Origin of the sequence: Kitasatospora sp. NPDC015120 (assembly GCF_043080305.1) — a bacterium.
Lineage (GTDB): Bacteria > Actinomycetota > Actinomycetes > Streptomycetales > Streptomycetaceae > Kitasatospora.
The window spans coordinates 267,247-291,527 of the sequence record NZ_JBIBVJ010000005.1; the positions used below are offsets into that span (position 1 = coordinate 267,247).

The 24,281-nt window shown below is 75.1% G+C and carries 22 protein-coding genes and 1 tRNA gene; 12 read left to right on the forward strand and 11 right to left on the reverse strand.

The window, feature by feature from the left end:
- Positions 1 to 66 precede the first annotated feature (66 nt).
- The 6 genes from ACF1AK_RS15380 to ACF1AK_RS15405 form a co-directional block, all read right to left on the reverse strand.
- A complete protein-coding gene (locus ACF1AK_RS15380; protein WP_391499282.1) occupies positions 67 to 1,266 on the reverse strand; it encodes a M48 family metalloprotease in 1,200 nt (399 codons plus the stop codon).
- 58 nt (positions 1,267 to 1,324) lie between these two features.
- A complete protein-coding gene (locus ACF1AK_RS15385) occupies positions 1,325 to 1,828 on the reverse strand; it encodes a Pycsar system effector family protein (RefSeq protein WP_391499283.1) in 504 nt (167 codons plus the stop codon).
- A gap of 15 nt (positions 1,829 to 1,843) precedes the next feature.
- Positions 1,844 to 2,803, reverse strand: a complete 960-nt coding sequence (locus ACF1AK_RS15390) for a hypothetical protein (RefSeq protein WP_391499284.1) — start codon at positions 2,801 to 2,803, stop codon at positions 1,844 to 1,846.
- A 35-nt stretch (positions 2,804 to 2,838) separates the two neighbouring features.
- Positions 2,839 to 5,178 carry a hypothetical protein gene (locus ACF1AK_RS15395; RefSeq protein ID WP_391499285.1) on the reverse strand — a complete coding sequence of 780 codons (2,340 nt, stop codon included), beginning with the start codon at positions 5,176 to 5,178 and terminating at the stop codon, positions 2,839 to 2,841.
- Positions 5,175 to 5,978, reverse strand: a complete 804-nt coding sequence (locus tag ACF1AK_RS15400) for a hypothetical protein (RefSeq protein WP_391499286.1) — start codon at positions 5,976 to 5,978, stop codon at positions 5,175 to 5,177. The genes ACF1AK_RS15395 and ACF1AK_RS15400 overlap by 4 nt, the downstream gene beginning before the upstream one ends.
- 124 nt (positions 5,979 to 6,102) lie before the next feature.
- A complete protein-coding gene (locus ACF1AK_RS15405) occupies positions 6,103 to 6,843 on the reverse strand; it encodes a Crp/Fnr family transcriptional regulator (RefSeq protein WP_391499287.1) in 741 nt (246 codons plus the stop codon).
- Between the two features lie 214 nt (positions 6,844 to 7,057).
- On the opposite strand from ACF1AK_RS15405, the gene ACF1AK_RS15410 reads away from it, so the two are divergent.
- The 8 genes from ACF1AK_RS15410 (at position 7,058) to ACF1AK_RS15445 (ending at position 14,464) form a co-directional block, all read left to right on the forward strand.
- Positions 7,058 to 7,131: transfer RNA gene (locus ACF1AK_RS15410), tRNA-Met, on the forward strand.
- Between the two features lie 120 nt (positions 7,132 to 7,251).
- Complete coding sequence (locus ACF1AK_RS15415) at positions 7,252 to 7,992, forward strand: NAD-dependent deacetylase (RefSeq protein WP_391499288.1); 741 nt, start codon at positions 7,252 to 7,254, stop codon at positions 7,990 to 7,992.
- Positions 7,993 to 8,214: 222 nt separating this feature from the next.
- On the forward strand, positions 8,215 to 9,630 hold the full coding sequence (locus tag ACF1AK_RS15420; RefSeq protein ID WP_391499289.1) for a methyl-accepting chemotaxis protein: 1,416 nt from the start codon (positions 8,215 to 8,217) through the stop codon (positions 9,628 to 9,630).
- The gene (locus ACF1AK_RS15425; protein ID WP_391499290.1) at positions 9,627 to 10,148 is read left to right on the forward strand and encodes a hypothetical protein; all 522 of its coding nucleotides are present in this window, start codon (positions 9,627 to 9,629) and stop codon (positions 10,146 to 10,148) included. The genes ACF1AK_RS15420 and ACF1AK_RS15425 overlap by 4 nt, the downstream gene beginning before the upstream one ends.
- Positions 10,149 to 10,183: 35 nt before the next feature.
- Complete coding sequence (locus ACF1AK_RS15430; RefSeq protein ID WP_380289428.1) at positions 10,184 to 10,843, forward strand: VWA domain-containing protein; 660 nt, start codon at positions 10,184 to 10,186, stop codon at positions 10,841 to 10,843.
- 14 nt (positions 10,844 to 10,857) lie between these two features.
- Positions 10,858 to 12,147 (forward strand): protein phosphatase 2C domain-containing protein, encoded by a 1,290-nt coding sequence (locus ACF1AK_RS15435; protein WP_391499291.1) that lies wholly within the window; start codon positions 10,858 to 10,860, stop codon positions 12,145 to 12,147.
- Positions 12,144 to 13,133, forward strand: a complete 990-nt coding sequence (locus ACF1AK_RS15440) for a hypothetical protein (protein WP_391499292.1) — start codon at positions 12,144 to 12,146, stop codon at positions 13,131 to 13,133. The genes ACF1AK_RS15435 and ACF1AK_RS15440 overlap by 4 nt, the downstream gene beginning before the upstream one ends.
- Before the next feature lie 116 nt (positions 13,134 to 13,249).
- Positions 13,250 to 14,464, forward strand: coding sequence for a cytochrome P450 (locus tag ACF1AK_RS15445; protein ID WP_391499293.1), 1,215 nt, complete (start codon positions 13,250 to 13,252; stop codon positions 14,462 to 14,464).
- 303 nt (positions 14,465 to 14,767) lie between these two features.
- Here ACF1AK_RS15445 and ACF1AK_RS15450 read toward each other — a convergent pair whose 3' ends face one another.
- Positions 14,768 to 15,412, reverse strand: a complete 645-nt coding sequence (locus ACF1AK_RS15450) for a hypothetical protein (protein WP_391499294.1) — start codon at positions 15,410 to 15,412, stop codon at positions 14,768 to 14,770.
- Positions 15,413 to 15,573: 161 nt separating this feature from the next.
- On the opposite strand from ACF1AK_RS15450, the gene ACF1AK_RS15455 reads away from it, so the two are divergent.
- Complete coding sequence (locus tag ACF1AK_RS15455; RefSeq protein WP_391499295.1) at positions 15,574 to 16,887, forward strand: serpin family protein; 1,314 nt, start codon at positions 15,574 to 15,576, stop codon at positions 16,885 to 16,887.
- A gap of 8 nt (positions 16,888 to 16,895) precedes the next feature.
- Here the strand turns inward: ACF1AK_RS15455 and ACF1AK_RS15460 are convergent, their stop codons facing one another.
- The 4 genes from ACF1AK_RS15460 to ACF1AK_RS15475 form a co-directional block, all read right to left on the reverse strand.
- Positions 16,896 to 18,002, reverse strand: a complete 1,107-nt coding sequence (locus ACF1AK_RS15460; protein WP_391499296.1) for an ADP-ribosylglycohydrolase family protein — start codon at positions 18,000 to 18,002, stop codon at positions 16,896 to 16,898.
- Between the two features lie 87 nt (positions 18,003 to 18,089).
- Positions 18,090 to 19,391, reverse strand: a complete 1,302-nt coding sequence (locus tag ACF1AK_RS15465) for a DUF2786 domain-containing protein (protein WP_391499297.1) — start codon at positions 19,389 to 19,391, stop codon at positions 18,090 to 18,092.
- Positions 19,392 to 19,604: 213 nt separating this feature from the next.
- On the reverse strand, positions 19,605 to 21,266 hold the full coding sequence (locus ACF1AK_RS15470; RefSeq protein WP_391499298.1) for a transporter: 1,662 nt from the start codon (positions 21,264 to 21,266) through the stop codon (positions 19,605 to 19,607).
- A complete protein-coding gene (locus tag ACF1AK_RS15475) occupies positions 21,263 to 22,072 on the reverse strand; it encodes an ABC transporter ATP-binding protein (RefSeq protein WP_391499299.1) in 810 nt (269 codons plus the stop codon). The genes ACF1AK_RS15470 and ACF1AK_RS15475 overlap by 4 nt, the downstream gene beginning before the upstream one ends.
- A gap of 314 nt (positions 22,073 to 22,386) precedes the next feature.
- Between ACF1AK_RS15475 and ACF1AK_RS15480 the strand changes: the two genes are divergently transcribed.
- The 3 genes from ACF1AK_RS15480 to rpsG all read left to right on the forward strand — a co-directional run bounded on the left by ACF1AK_RS15480 (position 22,387) and on the right by rpsG (position 24,266).
- A complete protein-coding gene (locus ACF1AK_RS15480; protein ID WP_391499300.1) occupies positions 22,387 to 22,998 on the forward strand; it encodes a DUF1707 and DUF4190 domain-containing protein in 612 nt (203 codons plus the stop codon).
- A gap of 423 nt (positions 22,999 to 23,421) precedes the next feature.
- Positions 23,422 to 23,793 (forward strand): 30S ribosomal protein S12, encoded by a 372-nt coding sequence (gene rpsL, locus ACF1AK_RS15485; protein WP_014144289.1) that lies wholly within the window; start codon positions 23,422 to 23,424, stop codon positions 23,791 to 23,793.
- A 2-nt stretch (positions 23,794 to 23,795) separates the two neighbouring features.
- Positions 23,796 to 24,266, forward strand: a complete 471-nt coding sequence (rpsG, locus tag ACF1AK_RS15490; RefSeq protein ID WP_030055803.1) for a 30S ribosomal protein S7 — start codon at positions 23,796 to 23,798, stop codon at positions 24,264 to 24,266.
- The last annotated feature ends 15 nt before the right edge of the window (positions 24,267 to 24,281 follow it).

The following is a 24,281-nucleotide window of genomic DNA, read 5'->3' on the forward strand; positions in this document are numbered from 1 at the left end:
GAAGGTCCCCGTCCGCAGGGCGGCCACCCCACCCGGGGTGGCCGCCCTGCGGCGTTCCCGGGCCCGCTAGCGGCCGGTGCGCGCGGCCGCGTCGCGCCAGTCCTCCATCCGGCGGATCCGGGTGTGGATGTCGGGGTGGGTGGAGAGCAGCCGCTCGCCGAGGCGGCGGTGGACGGGCCTGCCGCCGGCCTTGCGTTCCGCGCGGGCGGACTCCTCCTCCTCGGCCTTCATGAACCCGTGGAAGACCTCGATCATCGCCTCGGCGAAGCCGAGTTCGGCGGCCAGGAGATCGGCCCGCAGCTCCGCCCGCCGGCCCACGGCGGCGGTCAGGTAGGGCGTGACGAGCACGGCGAGCAGGGGCGGGAAGGCGATGACGACGGCCAGCAGCAGGGCCCCCGCGGCGAGCGCCACCGCCAGGCCGCCGAGCACCGAGAAGGCCGCGGCGGCACGGATCACGGCTGCCGTCACGACGCGGAACACCACCCAGCCGATCCGTGCGGGCAGGGAGTACCAGTAGCCGAGGAGGGTCGCCCAGGCGTGACCGCCGCGGTGATGGCCGAGTTCGTGCGCCAGCACGCCGGCCAGCTGGGCGGGCGGCAGGGTCTCCAGGGTGTAGCGGGTGATCGCGACGATGTGGCCCGCCGCCGCGGCGGCGTTGATGCTCCGGTTCTCCTCGATCCACAGGTCGTACGCCCGGGCGTCCACCCCCGCCTTGGCGGTCACCTGGTGCCAGACCGGCTCCAGCCGGTCGAGCTCGGAGCGCAGGGGGGTCCGCAGCCGGAAGAAGTAGCGGGCGAGCAGGTGCTCGGTGGGGCGGTGGAAGACCAGCGCTCCGGAGGCGAGCCAGAGCAGGACGAGCAGCAGGCCGGCCGTCGGCGGCAGGAACAGCCAGAACACGCCCAGCACCAGGAGGCTGCACAGGAGGTGCGGGAGCTGGAGGAGGAGCTGGCCGATCGTGGTGGCGTCCGCGCCGCGTTGGCGCCGGGCGAGGTGGATCCGGCCGGTGTGCGGGTCGATGTCGGTGGCGGGGTCGGTCCCGGGCGCGGGTGGCGGTGGCGGGACGTACTGCGGGGCCGTCGGCCCCGGCGGTGCGGGGTACTGGGCGGGGATCCCGTGGGCCGGCGGCGGGCTCGCCGGGTACGGCGGTGCGCCCGGGCGGGGGGCGTTCGGGTACGGCGGTGCGGCCGGGTACCGGGGAGCGCCCGGGTACGGGGGCGGGGCGGGGTACGGCGGAGGGGCTGCGTCGGGGTAGGTCGGCTCGGTCATGTGCGGTCCTCGGGACGGGACACCACCGCGGCGGTGTCGGACGGGGAGCGGAGCGCGGTCAGCCCAGGAGCAGGGCGGTGACCAGGGGGAACAGGCCGAGGCCGAAGGCGAGGATGCCGACCCTGATCCAGGAGTGTTTCCGCACGGCGATCCGGCTGTTCTCCGCCAGCGCGGTGCGGACGGCCTCGTCGGCGAGCTCCTCGGTGTCGGCCAGGGCGTCGGCGAGCAGCCCCTGCTCGGCCGCCCGGCGGATGTCGGCGAAGTAGCCGAGCGGGAGGCCCGGCCGCCACAGGCTGCGCTGGTAGCGGGGCAGCACGGCGAACAGCAGCGAGAGCAGTGAGACGGCGATGCCGAGGGCGCCGACCGCCAGCAGGGCGCGGGCGGCGCCGGAGAACTGCTGGGGTGCGGAGCCGCCGGTGATCAGGCCGCCGAGGACCCCGCCGATGACACCGACCGCGGCGACCAGGACGGCGGCCTTGCTGTCGGCGCGGGCTATCTCGGTGCGCAGTTCGGCGAGCAGTGCCGGGCCGGGGGCCGGCGCCGGAACGGGAGGAACGGGCACGGTGGGCTCCCGGGGTCAGGGCGAGGTGGGCGGGGTCGGCCCGGCGCCGAGTTCCGGCCGGCCGGCCGTACCGAGGTCGCGGCGCAGGATGGTGGTGATCGCCTCCAGCGCCGCCCGGGAGGAGTCCTCCAGCTGGAACTGCTCCAGGACGCTCTGGTCGAGCAGTCGTTCGACCAGCCGGATCTGGTTCTGGACCAGCTCCTGCTGCTCCCCGCGCAGGTAGTCGAGCGCGCGCGGAAGGTCGTCCGGGTGGGCGGCGAGCTGGAGGGCCCAGGCGGTGACCCCGCCCTGCTCCAGGTGGTACTGGTAGAACTTCGCCTTCGCCGCGAGGACCTCGTTCGCCTCCTGGACCTGCCGGAGCGCGAACGGATGGGCCTGCCGCTCGAAGTGGTAGCTGCGCAGCAGCTCCTTCTGGGTGCGCCCCGCCTGGTCGAGTCCGAGCTGCACGGAGCAGCTGACCTGCAGCCCCTCGGCAGCGGCGATGGGCGGCTCGTCCAGCGCCTGCTGGACGGCCCGCTCGGCCTCGGCGCTCTGGTCGGTGGGCAGCGCGCGGGTGACGGCCCGCATCCGCTGCCGGATGCGGGGCACGATCAGGGCGGGGACGTCGCGGATCCGGCCGGCCACCACGAGGTCGGCGGCCACGACGCGCCACTCGACCGCGACCGAGGCCTCGAAGGCCCCGACGTCGTCCTGGCCGGGCAGCCGCTCGTCGATCCGCAGGTGGTGGAGTCCGAGGTCCACCTCGTACGCGGACTGGTGGCCGCGGCCGATCAGGTGGGTCATGCCCGGTCGCTGCGGCGGGAGGAAGACCTGGTGCTCTCCGGAGGCGGAGGCGAGGACCAGCGCGCTGTCGGCGCGGACCGTCGGCTTGCGGACCAGACCGGTCGAGCGGCCGAGCGGCCGGACGGTCAGGACGGGATCGGTCAGTGAGGCGCCGTGGCCGGCGCGGGGATCGGGACGAGGTGATTCCGGCATCTGCGGATGCTCCTGGATCGGTGGGCCGGGGGACGTCAGTGCGGGCCGAGCTTGAGCAGCAGGCGGTCGACGGCGCTGCCGGGCTCGGCCCGCGCGGCGGGGCGCGTGTCGGTCAGCGTCCCGCCGTCGCGGATGGTGCGCAGCAAGTGGTGCAACCGCTGCCGTTCCCGTTCGGTGACGGTGAGTTCGGCGAGCAGATCGGCGAGTTCGGCCTCGGTGGCCGGCTGGTCGACGCCACCGAGCAGCCAGCCGCGCAGCACGTCCAGGGCGGCGGCACCGTAGGACCGGTCGGCCAGTGCGGTGCGCCACAGGGTGACCAGCAGGGCCCGGACGGCCGGCGGGTCCTCGGGGGCGGCCAGGACGGTGACCGCGACGACGTCCCCCGGGCCCGGGCGGGGGCTCTCGGCGTACCAGCCGAGCAGCAGCGGCCGGTCGGTGGCGGCCGCGGTGTCCTCGGTCCGCCGGGCGGCGGTCAGGAAGGTGGCCAGGGCGAGGCGGCGGAGCTGGGGCGGGCCGGAGAGCCAGCGGACCAGCGTGGCCAGGACCTGCGCGCCCTCCGCGGAGAGCAGCAGGAGTTCGGCGGCCTCGACCAGGCCGCGGGCCTGGTAGCCGTCCGGGTGCGGCTCCTGGGATCCGGCCGGCTCACCGGGCCGGAACTCCTCGGCGAGGTCGTCGAGCTCCTCCGGGGTGAGCCGGTCGGCGGCCACCGCGATGGCGTCCATGGCCTGGCCCGGCAGCAGCGGGCCGAGCAGGCCGTAGCCGCGGATGGCGCTCCAGCGGCGGCGGGCGTTGTCGTCGTCGGCCCACTCGCGCAGGATGCGGGGGACGGCCGCGGTTCCGGCGTAGTAGGCGAGGACGAGGCTGTTGGCCGCCTGGAGGCAGAGCCGGAAGTCCTTCGACTCGGACCACGGGCCGAGCAGCCGGCTCATGGTCGAGGAGAGGTCGACGGAGGCGAGCAGGGCCGCGGTGGCGGCGACCCGGGTGCGCACCAGGGCGCGGGAGTCGGTGGCCAGGGCGTTGAGCCAGGCGATGATCGCCGGCCGGGCGGAGGGGTGGCTGGTCCAGGTGTCGCGCAGCAGGGTGTGCGGGGTGCGGGGGTCGGCGAAGGACGCCATGCGCTGCGGCACCGGGCCCCACGGGGTCTGCTCGCTCTCCTCGGTCAGCTCGGCGCGGGCGAGCGTCAGCCGGTCCTCGATCGAGTTGCCGAACGGGGGGATGCCCTCCTTCCGCCCGGGGGCGGCGATCGCCTCCAGCCGGCGGAAGAGCTGGTCCGCGAGCTCGGCGGTGAGCGCGTAGGGGGCGTGGTCGAAGACGGCGAGGGAGAGCAGGAAGGCCTTCTCCCGGAGCGGGAGCTCCGGGTCGCCGAACCAGCGGCCGACCTGTTCCTGGACGACGCCCCGGCCGAAGGCGGTGAGGGCGGGCTGTTCGGCCTTCCCCGGCGAGCATTGCGCGAGCGGGACGGCGAACTCGGCGAGTTCGCGGACCGGACGGGCCTTGGCGAGGAACTCCTCGACCGGCGCCAGGGCGAGCAGGTCCTCGATCCGGGTGGCCGGCCGGTCGGCGAGGATCCGGCGGAGGTGGGCGGTGAGCACCGCCCGGGGACCGGGGGGCTGCCAGTCGACGGTGGGCAGGTCGCGGAAGCCGCCGGAGCGGGCGGCGGTGATGACCAGGTGGCCGCCCTGCCGGCTGAGGGTCTCGCGCAGCCGGTCCAGGTCGGGCCGCCGCAGCGGTCGGGCGCGGGAGGTCGTGTAGTCGGCGAGCAGGTAGCCGTCGGCCTGTTCCACGCCGGTGAGCAGCGCGGTGGGCGAGACGTCGGGGTCGAGATTGCGGATCCGGCGGGCGCCCAGCCGGTGCAGCAGCATCAGGCCGGCCGAGCGGCGGCCGCTGTCGGCCCGGCCGGAGAGGATGATGACCCGCTGCTCGCGGAGCAGTTCGAGGGCGCGGTCGAAGACCGGTCCGTCCTGGAAGACCTCGGACAGGGCGGCCAGTTCGGCGTCGGGAATCTCGCCCGAGCTGTGCAGCGGGGTGCCGAAGGCGGAGCCGATGCCGTAGTCGATCTGGTAGATCGTCGTCTTGTGGCCGGTGACGACGTCGCCGTGCACCTGGCCGCCCGAGACGGTGTGCTGGTCCCCGCCGACCAGGTCGCCGCCGAACCGGGGGCTTCCGCCGGCGAAGAAGTAGCCCTGGCTGGCGAAGGTCTCCGGTACGTGTTCGAGCAGTTCCCGGGCCGCCTCCCAGGCGCTCTGCGGTTGTTCGGGCGGTGCCTCCTGGGGTTCGGCCGTCTCCTCCTCGGGCTCGTGGGGCTTCTGCTCGGGGGCGGACTGCTGGGCGGCGGGCTGCTGCGGGGAGCCGGGTTCGGGCGCGGTGGTGGTCATCGGCCGCCGCCGAGGGTGTTGCCGGTGTTGATGTCGCCGTCCACCCGGCCGCCGGAGACGATGTGCTGGTCGCCGGCGATCAGGCTGCCGCCGAAGGTGGGGGAGCCGCCGAGGAAGTGGAAGGCGGCGGGTGCGCGGCCGAGGTCCTCGGCCGGGGGCCGGCCGGCGGGGCCGCCGGCCGGCGGGATCCCGGCCGGGGCGGCCCGGGTGGCGGCGGGGGCCGGTGTTCCGTGCAGCCAGGCCGTGAACTCACCCTCCTTGCCCGCGACGGTGACGGGGTGGAAGGCCTCCCTCGGCAGGCCGAGGTGGCCGTGCCGGACGATCCCCTGGTGGACCGCGTCGGACACGGCCAGGACGCAGGGTCCGTCCCGGTGGGCCAGGGCGGCCCGCAGGGCGTCCGAGTCGAGCAGCCGGAACGCCTGGTTGAGGTCCCAGCCGACCGCTCCGCCGAGGGCACCGCCGAGTTCCTGCACCGCCACTTCGCCGGACGCCAGGACCATCCGCAGCCGCACCTGTGCGCTGGCGGCCGCGAGGCGGTTGTTGGCGTGCAGGAGCGAGGGCGTCTCGGCGATCAGCGCATGCAGCAGCCTGGCCTTGGGGACGACGGGGGTGATCAGGGCCATCACCGCGTCGCCCCGGTCCTCCAGCCGCTGTTCGGTGGGTTCGACGCCCGCGCTGCGGAGCGTCTGGTGCAGGACGGAGTAGAGCATGCGGCGCATGAAGGCCTGCTCGACGTCGTCCCTGGTACCGAACTTCTCGATGTCCAGCAGCAGGATGGTGTGGTTCACCGGCTCGGTCATGGTCACCTCTCGGCTCGTGGTCAGGCGTCAGCGTGCCGGACCAGGACCGAGGGGTGTGATCACCGATGACCCACTCGCTCTGTGACGGTGTGCACAGAACGGCGCCGGGTCGCGATGGGGCCGGTCAGGAGAGCCGGCCGGGGCGCCGGAGCAGATCGGGGCGCGCGATGACCAGCGAGCGCCGGCTGGTGAGGACGATGCCGCGCTCCCGGAGCGACTTGAGCAGCCGGGCGACCGCCTCCCGGGACGCGCCGACCGAGCCCGCCAGCTCCTGCTGGCTGAGCGGGACGGAGATGACGATGCCCTCCTCGGTGCGCCGTCCGTGGGTGCGGGCCAGTTGCAGGAGGAGGTCGCACAGCCGCTCGCTCACGCTGAGCGCGGCGAACTTCAGCCGGTGGTGGTCGGCCGCGCGCAGCCGGTCGGTGGAGAGTGCCAGGAGCTGCATGGACACCAGCGGGGCGCGCTGCAGGTAGGAGGTGAAGGTGGCCCGGTCGACGACGGCGGCCTCCACCCGTTCCAGGGCGGTGACGGTCGCCGCCCGGGGCCGCCCGCTGAGGGCGGCGGACTCGCCGATGATGTCGCCGGGGCCGCGCAGTGCGAGCAACGCCTCGTAGCCGTTCTCCGCGGCCGCCGTCACCTTCAGCCAGCCGTGCAGGACGAGCAGGACGTGGTCGGAGGGCTCTCCCTCGCGCAGCACGGTGGACCGCACGGGGTAGTGGAGCCGGCGGCCGAGGGCGAGCAGCGCGGTCCGGTCGGGGTGGTCCAGCCGGGCCAGGAAGGGGACGCGGTCGTCCAGGCCGGGGTCGGTGGCGGGCTCGGGTGTGCCGTACGGCCGACCGGTCACGCTGGAAGGCGTGTTGACCATGTTGATTCAGCCCCCGCAGTGATCGCCTTGGCAGGTTGAGCGCGGGCAAACAACCTACTCGCCGGTCCGCCGGTCCGCCGGTGAACGGGGGAATTGACCCCGGTCGGCCGACCGGGTCCGGGGGGTGGCGGACGCCGGCCGCCGTGGGCGGCGCGGGGGCGGAGGGAACGGATTAGGGTTCTGGGCCGAAGTCGCGTAAGGTCGTGTTCACCGACGCGGGGTGGAGCAGCTCGGTAGCTCGCTGGGCTCATAACCCAGAGGTCGCAGGTTCAAATCCTGTCCCCGCTACTGCATCGAAGGGCCCGGAGGCTTCAAGCCTCCGGGCCCTTCGGCGTTGTCCGGGCTCCAGCGGGCGGGGGGCCGGTTTATCGGTGGCGGGTGGGCGGGGGAGCGCCGTACCGTCCGGGCATGAACGCGAAGCGGCCGCTGATCGCGGTCCTCACCGGCGCAGGGATCTCCACCGACTCGGGCATTCCCGACTACCGCGGCCCGAACGGGCTCTGGCAGCGCGATCCGGACGCGCAGCGGCTGGTCACCATCGGCCCGTACCTGGACGACCCGGAGGTCCGCCGGCAGGCCTGGCGGATGCGCGCCGGGACGGGGGCGCTCGCCGCCGAGCCGAACGCCGGGCACCGGGCGCTGGTCGGGCTGGAACGTTCCGGGCTGCCGGTGCGGATCCTGACCCAGAACGTCGACGGGTTGCACCAGCGGGCCGGGCAGACGCCCCGCAAGGTGCTCGAACTCCACGGCACCGCGCGTGAGGTGCAGTGCATGGCGTGCCGGGCGACGGGCCCGATGGCGGAGGCGCTGGAGCGGGTGGCGGCGGGCGAGGCGGATCCGCCGTGCCGGGACTGCGGCGGGATCCTGCGGCCGCGCACCGTGATGTTCGGCGAGCAGCTGGACCCGGAGGTGCTGCAGCAGGCGGACGCGATCAGCCGGGCCTGCGAGCTGTTCATCGCGGTCGGCACCAGTCTGCAGGTCTTCCCGGTCGCCGCGCTGCCGTACAACGCGGTGAAGACCGGCTCCCGGCTGATCATCGTGAACGGCGAGCCGACGCCGTTCGACGAGGCGGCGCAGGAGGTCGTCCGGGAGCCGATCTCCACCGCGCTGCCCGCGCTGGTCAAGCGGCTGGTCGCCCGGTACGTCTGACCGCCGTCCCCGGGGTGTCCCGGGGCGGAGGATTCGGTGACGACCGGGTGACGACGTTCCGAACCGGCCGCTCCCGGTGGCCGGTTCTGCGCTACGCTGCCGCGCGGAGCGGCGTGGCCGGGTTCCGGCCACCGGGGGAGGCCGCGCGGGCGGGCGCGCCTGCGCGCCGCACCGGCCACGGGTGTCCCCTGCTCCGCGGCGGCGCGTACGAAGGAGCCCCTCATGACCTCAGGCCGACTGCTGGACCGCCACGCGATCGGGGGCGAGCTGCGGGCGCTGGCGGACCGGCCGGGTCTGGCGGGCCGTCAGGAGGAGCTCAGGGAGCTGGGGTTGGCGCTCTCCGGCGCCGGTGACCTCGACCGGTGGGCCGAGCTCGACCTGGTGCACAGCTTCGTCCGGCCGGAGAGCGTACGGGCCGCGGTGCGGCCGGGCGCCGAGCCGAGGTTCTGGGCCTGGGCCGAAGTCGCCCTGGGCGCCCTGGTGTTCGTCCCGCTGCTGGTCACCTGGGCCGGGCTGATGCAGGCCACCAGCGCCTACCGGGCGCTGATCGGCGCGGACGCCGGGCAGGCCGCCCGGCCGTTCCTCCAGCTCTGGCAGACCGGCTTCGAGGGCCGGCTCTCGGGCTGGGCCACCTTCGGCGACGTCGCCCTGTCCGCGACCCTGTTCATCGCGTTGCTGCTGGTGCTGTCCGTCGCGCACGGCGTGCGCCGGGCCGGCACCGGCCGCCGGGAAGCGGCGGCCGAGGCCGAGGCGGAGGACCTGCTGGCGGAGCTGGCACCGGTGCTCACCCGCGCACAGCTGGTGCTGAACGAGCGCCGCCGGGCCACCCCGCAGCGGTTCACCGCCGAACTGACCGGCGCCGCCGAGACCCTGGAGCGGCTCGGCCGGCAGGCCGCCGACACCCAGCGGGAGCTGAGCGAGGCGGCGCTGGCCGTCGAGCGCGCGGTCGCCGGGGCCGAGCGGCGGCTCACCGAGGCCGGCGAGGCGGTCGACCCGCTGCGCCGGGCCGTCGACGGCGTGGAGAAGGCGGTCGACGGGGTCGGCAAGGCCGTCGACGGGGTCGGTCTCGCGGTGCGGGACAGCGGCGAGCGGCTCGCCGAGACGGTCCGGGACGGCGCGGCGGCCACCGACAGCCTCGTCCACCGCGGGGGGAAGCAGGCCCTCGACGCGGCCGAGCTGGTCCGGCTGGCCACCGACCGGGTGGGCACCGAACTCGCCGGGGCGGGGGAGCGGGTGGAGGAGGCGGTGCGCGACCTCGCGGTCGCCCAGCGCGGGTTCACCACCGGCGCGGAGACGGTGGCCGACGTCAACGGGCAGGTGCTGGAACGGCTGGACGGGCTGGCCCGGGAGGTCGCGGTCCTGGCCGACCGGGTCGCGGCGGCGGCCTCGGCGGCCACCGCGACGGCGGAGCGGCTGGCGGCGTCCGCGCCGGGCGGACACCGCGACGCGGCGGGCATCGTCATGGTGAAGACGGCGTCCGGCCCCGGCCCGGACGCGGGCGCCGCCCGCTCCCGGGGCAGCGGCGCGGCCGGCTCCGGTACGGCCGGCTCCGGTGCGGCCGTCGAGGACGGCGACCTGACGCTGCTGGAACTCGACGAGGTGCCGGTACCGGGACAGGGGCAGGAGCCGGGCCGATGAGGGGCCGGTTCCGGACGGCGCGGCGGCCGCGGGCCCGGGGCGTGCACCTGGCCGGCTGGCTGTTCGCCGACATGCTGCTCGTGCTCGCCCTGGTCGCGATGGGTGACCAGGGCGACCCGGTCGCCGCCCGGCGGGCCGTCGCCACGCCCACCGCCACCGCGGAGCCCAGCGCCACCACCGGTGCCACGCCCACCGCCACGCCGACCCCGGCCGGGCCGCGCGGCGTCGAGCACGACCCGGTCACCGTCGACGTCTCCGGGGAGTCCTCGGACGCGGACGGGCTGACCGCCCAGATCCGCGCGGCCACCGAGCGGTACGCGGGCCGGCAGGCCGCCGTCGTCCTCACCTTCGGCAGCAACCGCGACCCGGGCCTCGGCCAGGCCTACGCCCACACCGTCAACGGCCTGCTCGCGCAGGCCCGTCCGGAGATGTTCCGGGGCACCACCACCCGGGACTTCATCTCGCTCGCGGACAACCCCCGGCACGCCTCGCTGGAGATCTACTTCTACACCGGCTGACCGCCGGACGCCCTGCCAACCGAAGGAGAAGAGCAGTGCAGATCCTCCCGTTCTACGCCGTGTGCGACGAATCGGGGTCGATGAGCGCCGACATCGACACCCTCAACAAGGCCCTGTTCGACCTCCACCAGGAGATCAGCACCAACCCGACCATCGCCGACAAGACCCGCTTCGGGCTGATCGGCTTCTCCACCGACGCCCACGAGCTCCAGCCGCTGGTCGACCTGAGCGACCTGGAGGAGCTGCCCGCCCTGGAGGCCTCCGGCCTGACCTCCTTCGGCAACGCCTTCACCCTGCTGCGCCAGGCGATCGAGCGGGACGTGCAGGCGCTCAAGGCGGACGGCCACGACGTCTACCGCCCGGTGGTCTTCTTCCTCTCCGACGGCGTGCCGACCGACTCCGACTGGGACCAGCCCTACCAGGACCTGCTGGCCGCCGCCTTCCGGCCGCACATCATCGCCTTCGGCATCGGCCAGGCCGACCGGAGCGTGATCGCGCGGGTCGCCACCTTCAAGGCGTTCATGCAGGACGAGGGGACGGCGAACCCGGCCGTCGCGCTGCGGGAGTTCGCGGCCAGCCTGACCCGCTCGATCGTCCGCTCGGTGAGCGGGGCGACCGAGGCCGGCCAGGGCATGAGCCTCCAGGTCGACGACCAGGTGCCCGGCTTCACCTCCGTCTCGCTCGACAAGCTCTGAGGCCGGGCCGCCGGATGAACGCGTACGACAACGCGTACGACGACCAGCTGCCGCCCGGCCGCGCCCAGGAGCCCGGACCGGAGCACGCGCCGAGCCGCAAGGAGGACCCGATCGATCTCGCGGCCTCCGTGTACGAGCACGGCTGGGGCCCGGAGCCGGTGGCCCCGGCCCCGGCCCGGGCCGACGCCCCGGCGGAGGCATCGCGGCCGGTGGTCTCCGGGCCGGTGGTGCCGGAGGGGTTCCTGCCGCGCCCGATCGGCCCGGGGCCGTCGGCGGTCCGCGAGCCGCGGGGTGCCGACGGCCCGGCCGTCGTCGTGCCCGGCACCGGGGCCGTCACCGCCGCGGACGCGCCTGCCGGCCCCCTCCCTGCCGGGACCGCCCCCGGGGGCGTCGTCCGGCCGGCCTCGTTCCGGGAGCCCGGCCCGCTGGACCACATCGGCCGCAAGGCCCCCGCCTACCCCGCCGAGCCGACCGACATCCCCGCCGTCCCGGGCGGCGACCTGTTCGGCGCCCTGCTGCCCGACACCGTGGTGGACGGCGGACGGTTCGGCCCGGTCACCGTCCGCGCCGCCTCCGTGCGCGGCGACGGGCACCGCTACGCGGCCGAGTGCCGCCAGGACGCCGTCCTGGTCGTGCGGACCGGCGAGCTGCTGCTGGTCGCGGTGGCCGACGGCGTCGGCTCCCAGTCGCACTCCCACCACGGCTCGCACGGGATCCTGCGGATGCTGACCCGGCAGGTCGCACAGAAGGCCGAGACCCTGCTGGCCTTCCTGCGCTCCGGCGCCGAGCTCGACTTCGCCAGCCTGACCAGCCGGCTCATCGCGGAGGCCGCCGACCAGCTCGCCGAGGAGGCCCGCAAGGAGGGCCGCCCGCCGAAGTCCTACTCCACGACCCTGCGGGCCCTGCTGGTGCCGGCCGACCCGGCCGTCCCGTTCCGGGGCTTCGTCTCGGTCGGCGACGGCGGGCTGCTGCGCCTGCGCGGGGGCGGCTGGCAGAACCTCGAAGCGGCCGAGGCCGCCGAGGGCGGTGCACTGATCAGCACCAGGACCGACTGCCTCCCCGAGGCGTACGAGCACGCCCGGGCCCGGCTGATCACCGACACCCGCCCCGGCGACCTGCTGGTGCTCTGCACCGACGGGCTCGCGCTCCCGCTGCTCAAGGAGCCCGAGCTGCAGGGCTGGCTCGGCGAGCGCTGGGGCAGCGAGGTGCCCGGGCTCGCGGAGTTCCTCTGGCAGACCCAGGTCCGGGTGCGCAGCTACGACGACGACCGCTCGGTCGTCTGCCTCTGGGAGGCCGCCCCGTGACCGTGTCGGACATCGCCACCGCGCTGGCCGCCGGCGGGGACGCGGACCTGGCGCTGCTGCCCCTCGGCGACGAGGCCGGCCGGGGCGGCCAGGGCCGGGTGCAGCGCCTCGTCGGCTACCCCGGCCTGCTGTTCAAGCGCTACCTGGAGGCCGGGCGGGTCAACGGCGGGGCGCTGGCCGCACTGGTCGGCCTGCGGCTCGGGCTGCCGCAGGCCGACCGGGAGCGGCTGGACGCCCAGGCGGCCTGGCCGCTCTGCCGGGTGACGGACGGCCCGCGCTGCGTGGGCTTCCTGATGCGGGAGGCCCCGCCGGCGATGACCTGGCAGACGGCGGCCGGCACCCGCAAGCTCACCGAGGCGCAGTACCTGCTCTACCCGGAGAAGTCCGCCACCCAGGGCATCGTCCGCCCGGACGCGGAGCAGCGGACGGCGCTGCTGCTGGAGCTGGTGGGCCTGATCGACCGGCTGCACCGCTGGGGCCTGGTGATCGGGGACCTCTCGCACGCCAATGTGCTCTGGACGGTGCGGCCCGAGCCGGCGGTGCACCTGCTGGACTGCGACGGCATCCGCCGGGTCGGCGCCGCCCCGGTGCTGGAGCAGGCGGACACGCCCAACTGGGCGGACCCGCGGTCCCCGCACGGCAGCACCGCCTCGGTGGACAGCGACCGCTACAAGGCCGCGTTGCTGATCGGCCGGATCCTGGCGCAGGACCCGTACGTGGCGCCGGGCGCGACGCTGGAGCCGCTGCCGGGGCTGCTGACGGACCGGCAGCTGGCGATGGTCCGGCGGGTCTGGGAGCAGGCCGACGGGCCGTACGGGAGCCGGCCGGACCTGACCGCCTGGCTGCTGGCGCTCGGCGGCCGAGGCAGCATCCCGCTCGTGCCGGGCGTCCCCGCGCCGCCGCGCCCGCCCCGGCCGGAGGACGAGCGGCTGTTCGACGGCCGGGGACCGGCCCGGGGCAGCATCCGGCTGAAGCGCCCCGGCTGACGGGGGGACTGACAGGGCCGGCCGACGGGGCCGGCCGATCGGGACGGGGACCGGACGGAGCGCATGCGTACGATGATCCTTCCGGCTTCCCCCTCATGGCCTGGAGTGATCGACCGATGACGACGACGGCGAAGTTCGACCCCTGGTCGGCGGCGTTCGTGGCCCACCCCTACGACGCGTACGCCACCCTGCGCGAGCAGGCCCCCGTGACGTACTTCGAACCCACCGACCAGTGGCTGGTCTCGCGCTTCGAGGACGTCAGCGCGCTGCTCCGGGACCGCAGGCTCGGCCGCACCTACACCCACCGGTTCAGCCACCAGGAGTTCGGCCGCCCCGAGCCCGACCCGGCGCACGAGCCGTTCCACACCCTCAACGACAACGGCCTGCTCGACCTGGAGGCCCCGGACCACACCCGGATCCGCCGCCTGGTCTCCAAGGCCTTCACCCCGCGCATGGTCGAGGGCCTGCGCCCCACCGTCCGCCGGCTCGCCGGGGAACTCGTCGACGGGCTGCTCGCGGACGGCGGCGGCGACCTCATCGCCGCCGTCGCCGAGCCGCTGCCGGTCGCGGTGATCGCCGAGATGCTCGGCGTCCCGGAGGCCGACCGGCACCTGCTGCGCCCGTGGTCCCGCGACATCACCGGGATGTACGAGCTCAACCCGACCGAGGACGCCGCCCGCCGGGCCGTCACCGCGAGCACCGAGTTCTCCGACTACCTGCGCGCGCTCATCCGCGAGCGCCGGGCCGCCCCCGGCGAGGACCTGATCAGCGCGCTCATCCAGGCCCAGGAGGGCTCGGACGCACTCAGCGAGCAGGAGATGATCTCCACCTGCGTGCTGCTGCTCAACGCCGGCCACGAGGCGACCGTCAACACCACCGGCAACGGCTGGTGGGCGCTCTTCCGCAACCCCGGGGAACTGGCCCGGCTGCGCGCCGGCACCGACGCGCTGCTGCCCACCGCCGTCGAGGAGCTGATGCGCTGGGACACCCCGCTGCAGATGTTCGAGCGCTGGGTGCTGGAGGACATCGAGGTCGGTGGCGTCACCGTCCCGCGCGGCTCCGAGGTCGCCCTGCTCTTCGGCTCCGCCAACCGCGACCCCGGGCGCTTCGCCGACCCCGACCGCCTCGACCTCGGCCGCACCGACAACCCGCACATCACCTTCGGCGCCGGAATCCACTTCTGTCTCGGCGCCCCGCTCGCCCGACTGGAGCTCACGGAGTCCTACGGCACCCTGCTGCGGCGCGCCCCGGGCCTGCGGCTGGTCCGCGAGCCCGAGTGGCAGCCGGGCTACGTGATCCGCGGGCTGAAGGACCTGCTGGTCGAGGTGTGACGGACGAGGGGGAACAGGCGAGGGGGGAACAGCCGCGGGCGGCAGGGCGACGGGGGCCCTGCCGGGGCACCGGGTGCGCTTAGGCCCTCTCTTTCGGATCACGCCAGGCGGTCGCCGCCGGAGCACGCACCTCGCCGGCTTGTCGTCGGTCGCCGATGGCCCCCAGCCTCCGGCCGGGAGGTGCCCCCACCGCATGGACTCCCTCCTCCGCACCGCCGATGCACGCTCCCTCCTTGCCCGCCCACGGGCAGGAGGGGCCCATCAACGACGCCCGCTCGTCCGACGTGATCCGAAAGAGAGGGCCTAGGCGCCGCGCAGGCGTCCGGCGACGAAGGCGACCAGGTCCGGGAAGCGGGGGACCGGCACCACGGCGGTGCTGCCGAGGTCCAGCCCCAGCGCGCCGGCCGGCAGGAACGCCACGTGGCAGCGCTGGCAGAGGTAGCTCGACTGCCAGGCGCTGACCAGCGACGGGTGCACCGCCGCGTACGCCTCGAACTCCCGCCGGGCCCGGCGGCGGAAGCGGGCGCGCCCGATCAGCAGCCCCACCGCCGTCAGCAGGAACGGGGTCGCCAGCACGGCCAGCAGGATCAGCGCGTCGCGGCCGCTGTTCTCCTGGCCGCTGGTGGAGATCGAGACGATCGTCGCCAGGAAGAGGGCGCCGACGGCCAGCCCGAACATCGCGGTGATCGCGCAGCCGTTGCGGGGCGCGGCGAGCCGGGGCGCGGGCGGCGGGGCCAGCTGGTCGGCCAGCAGACTGCTGGAGGAGCCGGAGACGAAGGTCGTGGTGCTGCCGAACGTCGGGACGATCCCGACCCCGCTCGCGTAGGCCACCCCGGAGGAGTGGCCGGTGCTGCGCCCCGTGTAGGTGCTGGTCTGCGACTCGAAGACGCTCGGCACGCTGCGCACCTGGTCGATCGCACTGCACTGCGGGCAGGCGAGCCTGCTCATCGATCCCCCCGATCGTCGGTCCGGCCCCTTCGCGGCCGCACGGCGAACGATCATGGCACAACGGGCCGGCGGCCCGGGGAACCGGTCCCGGACCCGCCGCGTCCAACCGGCACCCAGGCGCGGGCACCGGCCCGCACCGCGACCCGAGAGGCGAGCCGGCCATGTCCGCGACGTCCGTCCGCACCCGCCGACCGGCGGTGCTCCTGCTCTGCTGCGCGGCCCTGCTCACCGCCTGCGGCTCCTCCGGCGGCAGCACGGCCGTGGTCCGGGCCGAGCCGGTGACGCTGCCGCCCGCCGACCCGGCCCAACGCGCCGCCACCGCCACGGCCACCGGCGCGTTCGGCCTCGACCTGCTGCGCGCCCTCGCCGCCGACCCCGCCGCGGGCGGCGGCAACCTGGTGCTCTCGCCGTCCGGCCTGGCCACCGTCCTCGCCATGGTGCTGCCCGGCGCCCGGGGCACCACCGCCGCAGAACTCGCCGCGGCGCTGCACACCGAACTGCCCCCCGAGCAGTACGCGCTCGCCACCGGCGCCCTGAACCGCCCCGCGACGGCCACCGCCGAGGGCGGGCCCGTGCTGCGGCAGTCCGACGAGCTCTGGGCCCAGCGCGACTACCCGATCGACCCGCACTACCTCGGCGTGCTGGCCGCCGCCTTCGACACCGGCGTGCACACCGCCGACTTCCGCAAGGACCCGGAGGGCGCCCGCAAGGCCGTCAACGGCACCGTCGAGAAGGCCACCGAGGGCCGGATCAAGGACCTCTTCGGCGAGGGCCGGCTCAACCCGGACACCCGGCTGGCGCTCACCGACGCGCTCTACCTCAAGGCCGACTGGGCCGAGCCGTTCAAGGCCGGGATGACCAGCGCCCGGCCGTTCCACCGCCTCGACGGCACCGAGGCCGCCGTCCCGACCATGGCCAGGACCGGCACCCTGCGCTACGCCGACGGCTCCGGCGGCATCCTCGGCGAGCCCTGGCAGGCCGTCGAACTCCCGTACGCGGGCGGCACGCTGGCGATGGACCTGGTGGTGCCCGCCCAGGGCGGCTTCGAGGCCTTCCGCAAGGGCCTGGACCAGCCGGAGCTGGACCGGATCCTCGGCGCGCTCGCCCCGCGGGCCGTCGACCTCACCCTGCCGAAGTTCCGCTTCGACACGGCGAACGAGCTCACCCCCGCCCTGCGGGGCCTCGGCGTGCAGGCCGCCTTCGGCCCGGGGGCCGACCTCTCCGGGATCCCCGGGCCCGGCGCCGAGGGGGGTCTCGCCATCGGGACGGTGGTGCAGAAGGCCGCCGTCCAGGTCGACGAGCAGGGCACGGTCGCGGCGGCCGGCAGCGGCGCCGGGGCGGGGGTGATGGCCGCGCCGGCGCCGGCCGGCCCCGTCGAGCTGCACATCGACCGGCCGTTCCTCTTCCTGGTGCGGGACACCGCCACCGGGCGGCCGCTCTTCCTCGGCCAGGTCACCGACCCGGCGGCGACGTAGCGGAGCCGTCACCCGGCTGGGTAGCGGTCCCCGAGCGCCGGGTGGCCCGGCTCGCGGCTGCCGAACAGCACCAGCAGGTCGTCCGCCGTCCGCAGCAGCGCCTCCCGGCCCTCCACCGCCTCCGCCCAGGCGGCCGGCAGCGCGCTCGCGCCGTACGCCGCGCCGACCAGGTTGCCGCACACCGCGCCCGTCGAGTCGCTGTCCCCGGAGTGGTTCACCGACAGCAGCAGCGCCGAACGGGACGGCTCCGGCCCGCCGGCCGCCGCGAGCAGGCAGTACACCGCGATCGCCAGGCACTCCTCGGCGATCCAGCCCAGCCCCACCCGCTCCACCGCCTCCGCCGACGGCTCGGACTCCTGGGCCACCCGCACCGCCCGGGCCAGCGCCTGCACCGTCTCCTTCGACGCCGGCCACTCCCGGGTCTGCTCCACCGTCTCGCCGACCGCCGCCCACGGCTCCGTCCCGGCCGCCAGCCGCTCCACCAGCGCCGCGAACGCGCCTGCCGCCAGATAGCCGGTCGGATGCCCGTGGGTCAGCTGCGCGCACTGCGCGGCCAGCCCGAACGACTGCTCCACCCCCAGCCGGCCCAGCCCGAACGGCGCCGAGCGCATCACCGTGCCGCAGCCCTTGGAGTGCGCGTTGATCGGCCCCGGCTGCCCCAGCGCCACCGGCGGCTCGAACACCGGGTGGTACTGCACCCCGGTCAGGCACGCGTTGCCCGGCGCCCGTTGCGCGTACAGGAACGGCTCGCGCAGCAGCCAGCCGTCGTACGGACGGGGCAGCGGCTCACGGTCCGGCGCGCCCTGCTGCTGGGTGAGCAGCCACCGCCGGTAGGCGCCGTGCACCGCCTCCGGCACCGAACCGCCACCGCCCGACCAGCCGCGGACGAAGCCCCGGATCAGGCCCTCGGCGGTGAACAGGGTCATCTGGGTGTCGTCGGTCACCTCGGCGACCAGACCGCCGCCCGGCAGGCCGGTCACGCCGTCCGGGCCGAAGCGCTCGCGGATCTGCTCCAGCTGCAGGAACTCCACCGGCCAGCCCAGCGCGTCGCCGATCGCCCCGCCGAGCAGCGCCCCGCGCACCCGGTCCCGGTAACCCGTCCCCGTACTCGTCACTGCTCGCCCGCCCCTCGGTAGTCCCCGCCCCCGCGACCTGTTCTACCAGGCGGCCGGGGCGGAACCCCGGATCCCGGCGCCCGGATCTCAGCGGTCGATCGCGCCGGAGCCTCCGCGCAGGGACGCCCGGTCCGCCGCCGCGCGGCCCGCCGCCCAGCCCTCGCCGTCGCTCACCCGCACGCGCTGCGACACCAGCTTGGGGAACAACCGGTCCACCTCCTGGTCCACCGCCTCGGTGCGCGCCTTCAGGGCCGGCAGCAGCCGGGCGTCCGGGACCAGCTGCTCCGCGGTGCCGTCCTCGCGCAGGTGCCGGCCGGCCGCGGCGTCGCTGGTCGTCCGCTCGGTCGCCTCGGCGAGCCGCTCGCGGATCCGCGCGGCGTACGCCACCAGGAAGGACTGCCGGAACGCCTTGGTGCGGGAGGCGCCGTCCAGGTGCTGGCGGGCGCCGGCCTGCTGCATCGCGTGCGTCGCCTGCACCAGCAGCGAGGTGTAGAGCAGCTCGACGCCGTCCAGGTCCGCATCGAAGCCGATCACGGTGCAGAAGCCGAACTCCTTCGCCCACACCACGCGGCAGCGGTTGGCGGCCGCGACCGCGTCCAGCAGCATCGTCTTCGGGCCCTCGTACGGGTTGTCCACGCCGATCCGCAGCGCGCCCGGTGCATGCGGGTCGGCGCCGTCGACGGCGAGCAGGGCCTCGTCGATGCTGTGCTGGGCCATCAGCTGCTGGGCCTTGGCGGTCAGCGCCTCGGCCTCCTCGGGGAAGTCGGTGGACTCCGCCTTCGCCAGCAGGGCGCGGATCCGCGGGAGCATCCGGGGCTCGCCGGTCACCGGGCGGCGCGGGCCGGGCTCCCGGTGCGGCGTCCCGCCCGGGGCGGGGCCCACGGGGGCGATCGGGGGCAGCCGGCCCCAGCTGCGCAGCAGCTCCAGCAGGGCGGTGGCGAGGGCGAAGCGGTCCAGGCGGTGGCGGTGGGCGAACGCGGGGAGGTACGCCTCGTCGGACGTCCACCAGACCTCGGCCTCAAGCTCGCGCAGCTGCTCCTGCCAGCGGCGGTCGGTGGCGGCGGCGGGGTAGCGGCGGGCCTCGGCGGCGATCAGGTCCACGGCGAGCGCCAGGTGCACGGGCTTCAGGTCGCGGCGCACCACCCGCACCAGGTCCGCCGGCCGCCACCCGGCCGACCAGCACCGGCCGACCGCCGTGTCCGCGTACGCCAGCACCGCCCGGCTCACCGCCGGCCACCGCCCCGCGGAGGCCGCGAGCGACGAGGCTCCGGTGTCCAGCGAGAGGTCCAGCTCCTCCTCCGGAGCCGTCACCGCCGACCGCACCGCCGACTCCAGCAGCGCCCCGGCGTCCTCACCGCTGCCGCCGCCACCCTGCTTCCGCCTACCCACGCCGCCTACCTCCGGGTCCCATGCCTCCCACCCATGATGCCGGACCGGCCCTGGTTGCCCGGTTCGGTGCCGGGCTCCGGCTCCGCTCCGCCCTCGTCACTGCTGCCGGCTGCGGCTGCCCAACGGCGCGGGCGGCCGGAATGCCTCCTGGGAGCGTCCGATGCGGAGTGGGAAGCCGACGGGGCCGACTTCCCACTCCCGCCCCCCACCGGGTCAGCGTTCGACGGCCTTGGCGAGGATCTCCGGGAGCCGCTCCAGCAACCGGCCCGCGGCCAGGCGCAGGCCCAGGGTGGCGATGACGGCGCCGTAGAGGGGGCCGGCGAGGAGGAGGGGCCAGGTGGGGGCGTCGGCGGCGAGCGCCCAGGCGAGGTAGCCGATGGCGGGGGAGGCGACGACGACGCTGCCGAACATCGAGCCGAAGCTGTTGAGCATCACCAGGCCGCCCTGGCCGGGGGCGGCGTTGCGCATCGGGTTGTTGTCGGCGGGCATCGTGTACGGCGCGAGCACACTGAGCACGGCGCCGATGGCGATGCCGCTGCCGAGCAGGGCGAAGGCGAGGCCGACGGCGGCGGGCAGGCCGGACCAGTCGCCGGAGGCGGCGGCGAGGACGACGGCGAGCACCAGGGTGACCGGGACGGCGTAGGAGAGCAGGGCGAACGCGCGGCCGCGCAGTTCGTCGCGGGCGTCGGCCGGGGTGAGCAGGGTGGCGGCGACCATCCAGAACGCGGAGCCGTCCATGCCGAACAGGTTGAGCATCTGCAGGCCGAGGAACATCCCGGTCATCGCCACCAGGTAGACCGTGGACCAGCCCTGGACGATCGACAGCACGCAGATCACCAGCGTCATGCCGATGCTGGTGAAGACGGCGGCCTTGGCCCGCGGCTCGCGCCAGGCGTACCGCAGATGACGCTGCATCACGGCGCCGGCCCGGCCGTCCGGCAGGAAGCGCCAGCCGCGTCCCGGCTCCTGGACGCCGCGCACCACCTCCACCGTGGAGGCGTCGGCGGTCACCATCAGCTGCTGCAGGCTGCCCCGCCACCAGCGCAGCAGCAGGACGAGCAGCGCGCCGGTCGCGGCGAGCTGGAGCAGCGCGAGCGGGTACCGGCCCTCCCCGGCGGTGCGGACGGCGTCGACGGCGGAGACCGGCGGGATCCAGCGCAGCACGGAGGCGATCGGCGCGAGCGGTTCGAGGTCGAGGCCGTCGGTGCCGGGCTTGCCGAAGACGCTCTGCGAGCCGACGTTGGCGATCTGCACCAGCAGGGCGAAGAGCAGGCCGCCGAAGATCGCGAAGTCCTTGCCGCGCCGGCTGGAGAGCAGCCGGGCGTTGCCGGCGGCGACGGAGCGGGAGAGCACGACGACGGTCAGCACGGCGAGCGGCACCCCGGCCACCCCGATCACCCCGGCCGCCGCCGAGGCGCCGCCGGCGCCGGACAGCGCGGCGCCGGTGAGCAGGACCAGGCTGACCAGCGGCCCGGGTCCGAGCAGGGCGGCGAGCACGGAGCCGCGCAGCAGAGGTCCGGGCCGCAGCGGCAGCATGGTGAGCCGGGTCGGGTCGGCGCTCTCGTCGCTGGAGAAGAGGAAGAGCGGTATCGCGGCCCAGCCGACGGTGAGCGCGCCGGTGAGGACGACGCCCGCGTCACCGGCGGAGCCGGAGTCGACGGCGTGCTCCAGCATGGCCAGGGCGAGCGCGATCCCGCCGGCGAACAGCAGGCCGAGGACGGTGCCGAGCGCGTAGAGGACGGCGCGGCCGCGGCTGCGGCGCAGGCCGTTGCGCAGCAGCCGGAGTTTGAGGGAGACGAGGGTGCGGACCACCGTCCGGCCGTCGGGAGGGCCGTCCGGGAGTCCGGGGTGCGCGGGCGCGGTGCGGGTGCTCACCGGTCGCCCCCGCCGAGCCAGCCGAGCGCCTGGCCGTCGTCCTCCCGGACGCCGATCAGCTCCAGGAACGCCTCGTGCAGGCTGCGCCCGCCGCGGACGGTGTCCAGCGGGCCCTGGGCGACGACCCGGCCGGTGCTGACGACGGCGACCCAGTCGCAGAGCTGCTCGACCAGCTCCATGACGTGGCTGGAGAAGACGACGGTGGAGCCGGCCGCCGCGTAGCGCTTGAGCACGCCGCGGATGGTCTGGGCGGAGACCGGGTCGACGCCCTCGAAGGGCTCGTCGAGGAACAGCACGTCCGGGTTGTGCAGCAGTGCGGCGGCGAGGCCGATCTTCTTGCGCATGCCGGTGGAGTAGTCGGCGACCAGCTTGTCGGCGTGGCCGGCGAGGTCCAGGACGGCGAGCAGCTCCTCGGCCCGGCGGTCGACCTCGGCGCCGGGCAGGCCGCGCAGCCGGCCGTTGTACTGGAGCAGTTCGCGGCCGCTGAGCCGCTCGAACATGCGCAGGCCCTCGGGGAGGATGCCGATCCGGGCCTTGGCGGCGACCGGGTCGGCCCAGACGTCGGCGCCGTGGATGAGCACGGTGCCCTGGTCGGGCCGGAGCAGTCCGGTGACCATCGACAGGGTGGTGGTCTTGCCGGCGCCGTTGGGGCCGACCAGTCCGATGAACGCGCCGGCCGGAAGTTCCAGGCTGAGCCCGGCGACGGCGGCCTGGGTGCCGAAGTGCTTCCACAGGCCCTGGATGGACACGGCCGAGGGCGCGGGGGCGGCGGGAACGGGGGACGGCGGCGGCGCTGACGCCTGCATGGCGGCTCTTTCCACTGGTGGTCGTACCGGTCGGGGCGGTGCAGGTTCCATGATCGACACGGGCCCCGACGACAGCCTGCCACCGTCCGGCCGGGCCTGTCTCCTGTGGCGATGCCCCGGGTGTGTCTGCGCCAAACGGGTGAGCGGGGCGGCCGGCGGGGCCCGGCGGAGGCCGGACCGCGGCCGGATTTCCCGTACGAGGGCGACTGGTCCGCGGATCCGGCAACTACTCAGGACGCCCGTTCGTCCTGCACTATGAGAGTCGAGTGGGCGGGGTGGGACCGTGGTCGCGCGGGGGTACCGGGAGGTGGCGGATGGCCGTTCAGCCGTGGGGTGAGCAGGGCTACGGGACGGCGAAGCCGCCCGCGTCCGTGCCGCCCGTCCCGGGGATGCCGCCCGCGGCGCACCACGCGGCGCACCATGCCGCGATGCCGCAGTCGGCGATGCGCGCGGCGACCACGGACCGCGAGCGGACGGTGGACGTGCTGAAGGCCGCGTTCGCCGAGGGCCGGCTGAGCGCCACCGAGTACGGCGAGCGGTTCGAGGCGGCGAGCAACGCGCAGACCTACGGCCAGCTGGCCCGCCTGGTCGCCGACCTGCCGGCCGGGCCGATGGTGGCCCCGCAGATGGTGGCGCCGTCGATGGCCGGTCCGGTCGCCGTGCCGGTGCCGCCGACCTTCCTGGCTCCGCCGCCGCCGCGCCGGACCAACGCCGTCGCGGCGACCTCGCTGGTGCTGGGCCTGCTCTGCGTGCCGACCGTCGGCCTGCTGGGGGTGCCGGCGGTGATCACCGGCCACGTCGGGCGCCGGCAGGCGGAGGAGCGCAACGAGGACGGTGACGGCATGGCCGTCACCGGCATCGTCTTCGGCTGGCTGTCGATCGGCTTCTGGCTGCTGATCATGACCGCGGTGCTCCTGTTCGGCTGATTCCCGGCGCGCCGCCGGCGGCCCGTTGCGGTGGCGGCGGCCTCCCGGGTGTGGTAGAGCGGCAGGAGGACGACCTGACACCGGGCGGCCGCGCGCGGGACACCCGGGCGACACCCGGCCGATGGCTGTCACCTGCGGCGTTGCATTTGTTTTGACCGCGCCCGATGCGCTAGGTACGCTCTGACCTTGTGCCTGGGGTGTCCCCGGGTCCTTGTGCGTGCATGCACACCGGTCGCCGCGCCGAGCCGGAGCGCCTCCCAGCGCGCCGCGCGTAGAGCGCCGTCGCTGTACATCAGCCCACGGGATTCCGTGCCGGAAAAAACCCAACACACCCGACCGCGTGGGTCGACCACGGGGCCGTGTGCGAGGGAATCACCGCAGGTTAGTTCCACCAAGCCTTGGCACACAGAAAACGGAGAAACGGTGCCTACGATCCAGCAGCTGGTCCGAAAGGGCCGGCAGGACAAGGTCGAGAAGAACAAGACTCCCGCGCTGAAGGGCTCCCCGCAGCGCCGTGGGGTCTGCACGCGTGTGTACACGACCACCCCGAAGAAGCCGAACTCGGCTCTCCGCAAGGTCGCCCGTGTGCGCCTCACCAGCGGGATCGAGGTCACCGCTTACATCCCGGGCGAGGGCCACAACCTGCAGGAGCACTCCATCGTGCTGGTTCGCGGTGGTCGTGTGAAGGACCTTCCTGGTGTCCGCTACAAGATCATCCGCGGTTCGCTCGACACCCAGGGTGTCAAGAACCGCAAGCAGGCCCGCAGCCGCTACGGCGCCAAGAAGGAGAAGTAAGAATGCCTCGTAAGGGCCCCGCCCCGAAGCGCCCGGTCATCATCGACCCGGTCTACGGCTCCCCGGTCGTCACCCAGCTGGTCAACAAGATCCTGCTGCACGGCAAGCGCTCCACCGCCGAGCGGATCGTCTACGGCGCCCTTGAGGGCGTCCGCGAGAAGACCGGCTCGGACCCGGTCGTCACGCTGAAGCGCGCGCTGGAGAACGTCAAGCCGGCCCTTGAGGTCAAGTCCCGCCGTGTCGGTGGCGCGACCTACCAGGTTCCGGTCGAGGTCCGTCCGGGCCGCGCCAGCACCCTGGCGCTGCGCTGGATGGTCGGTTACTCGCGCGCCCGTCGTGAGAAGACCATGACCGAGCGCCTGATGAACGAGATCCTCGACGCCAGCAACGGCCTGGGCGCTTCCGTGAAGCGTCGCGAGGACACCCACAAGATGGCCGAGTCCAACAAGGCCTTCGCGCACTACCGCTGGTAGTCCGTACCCCGTCAC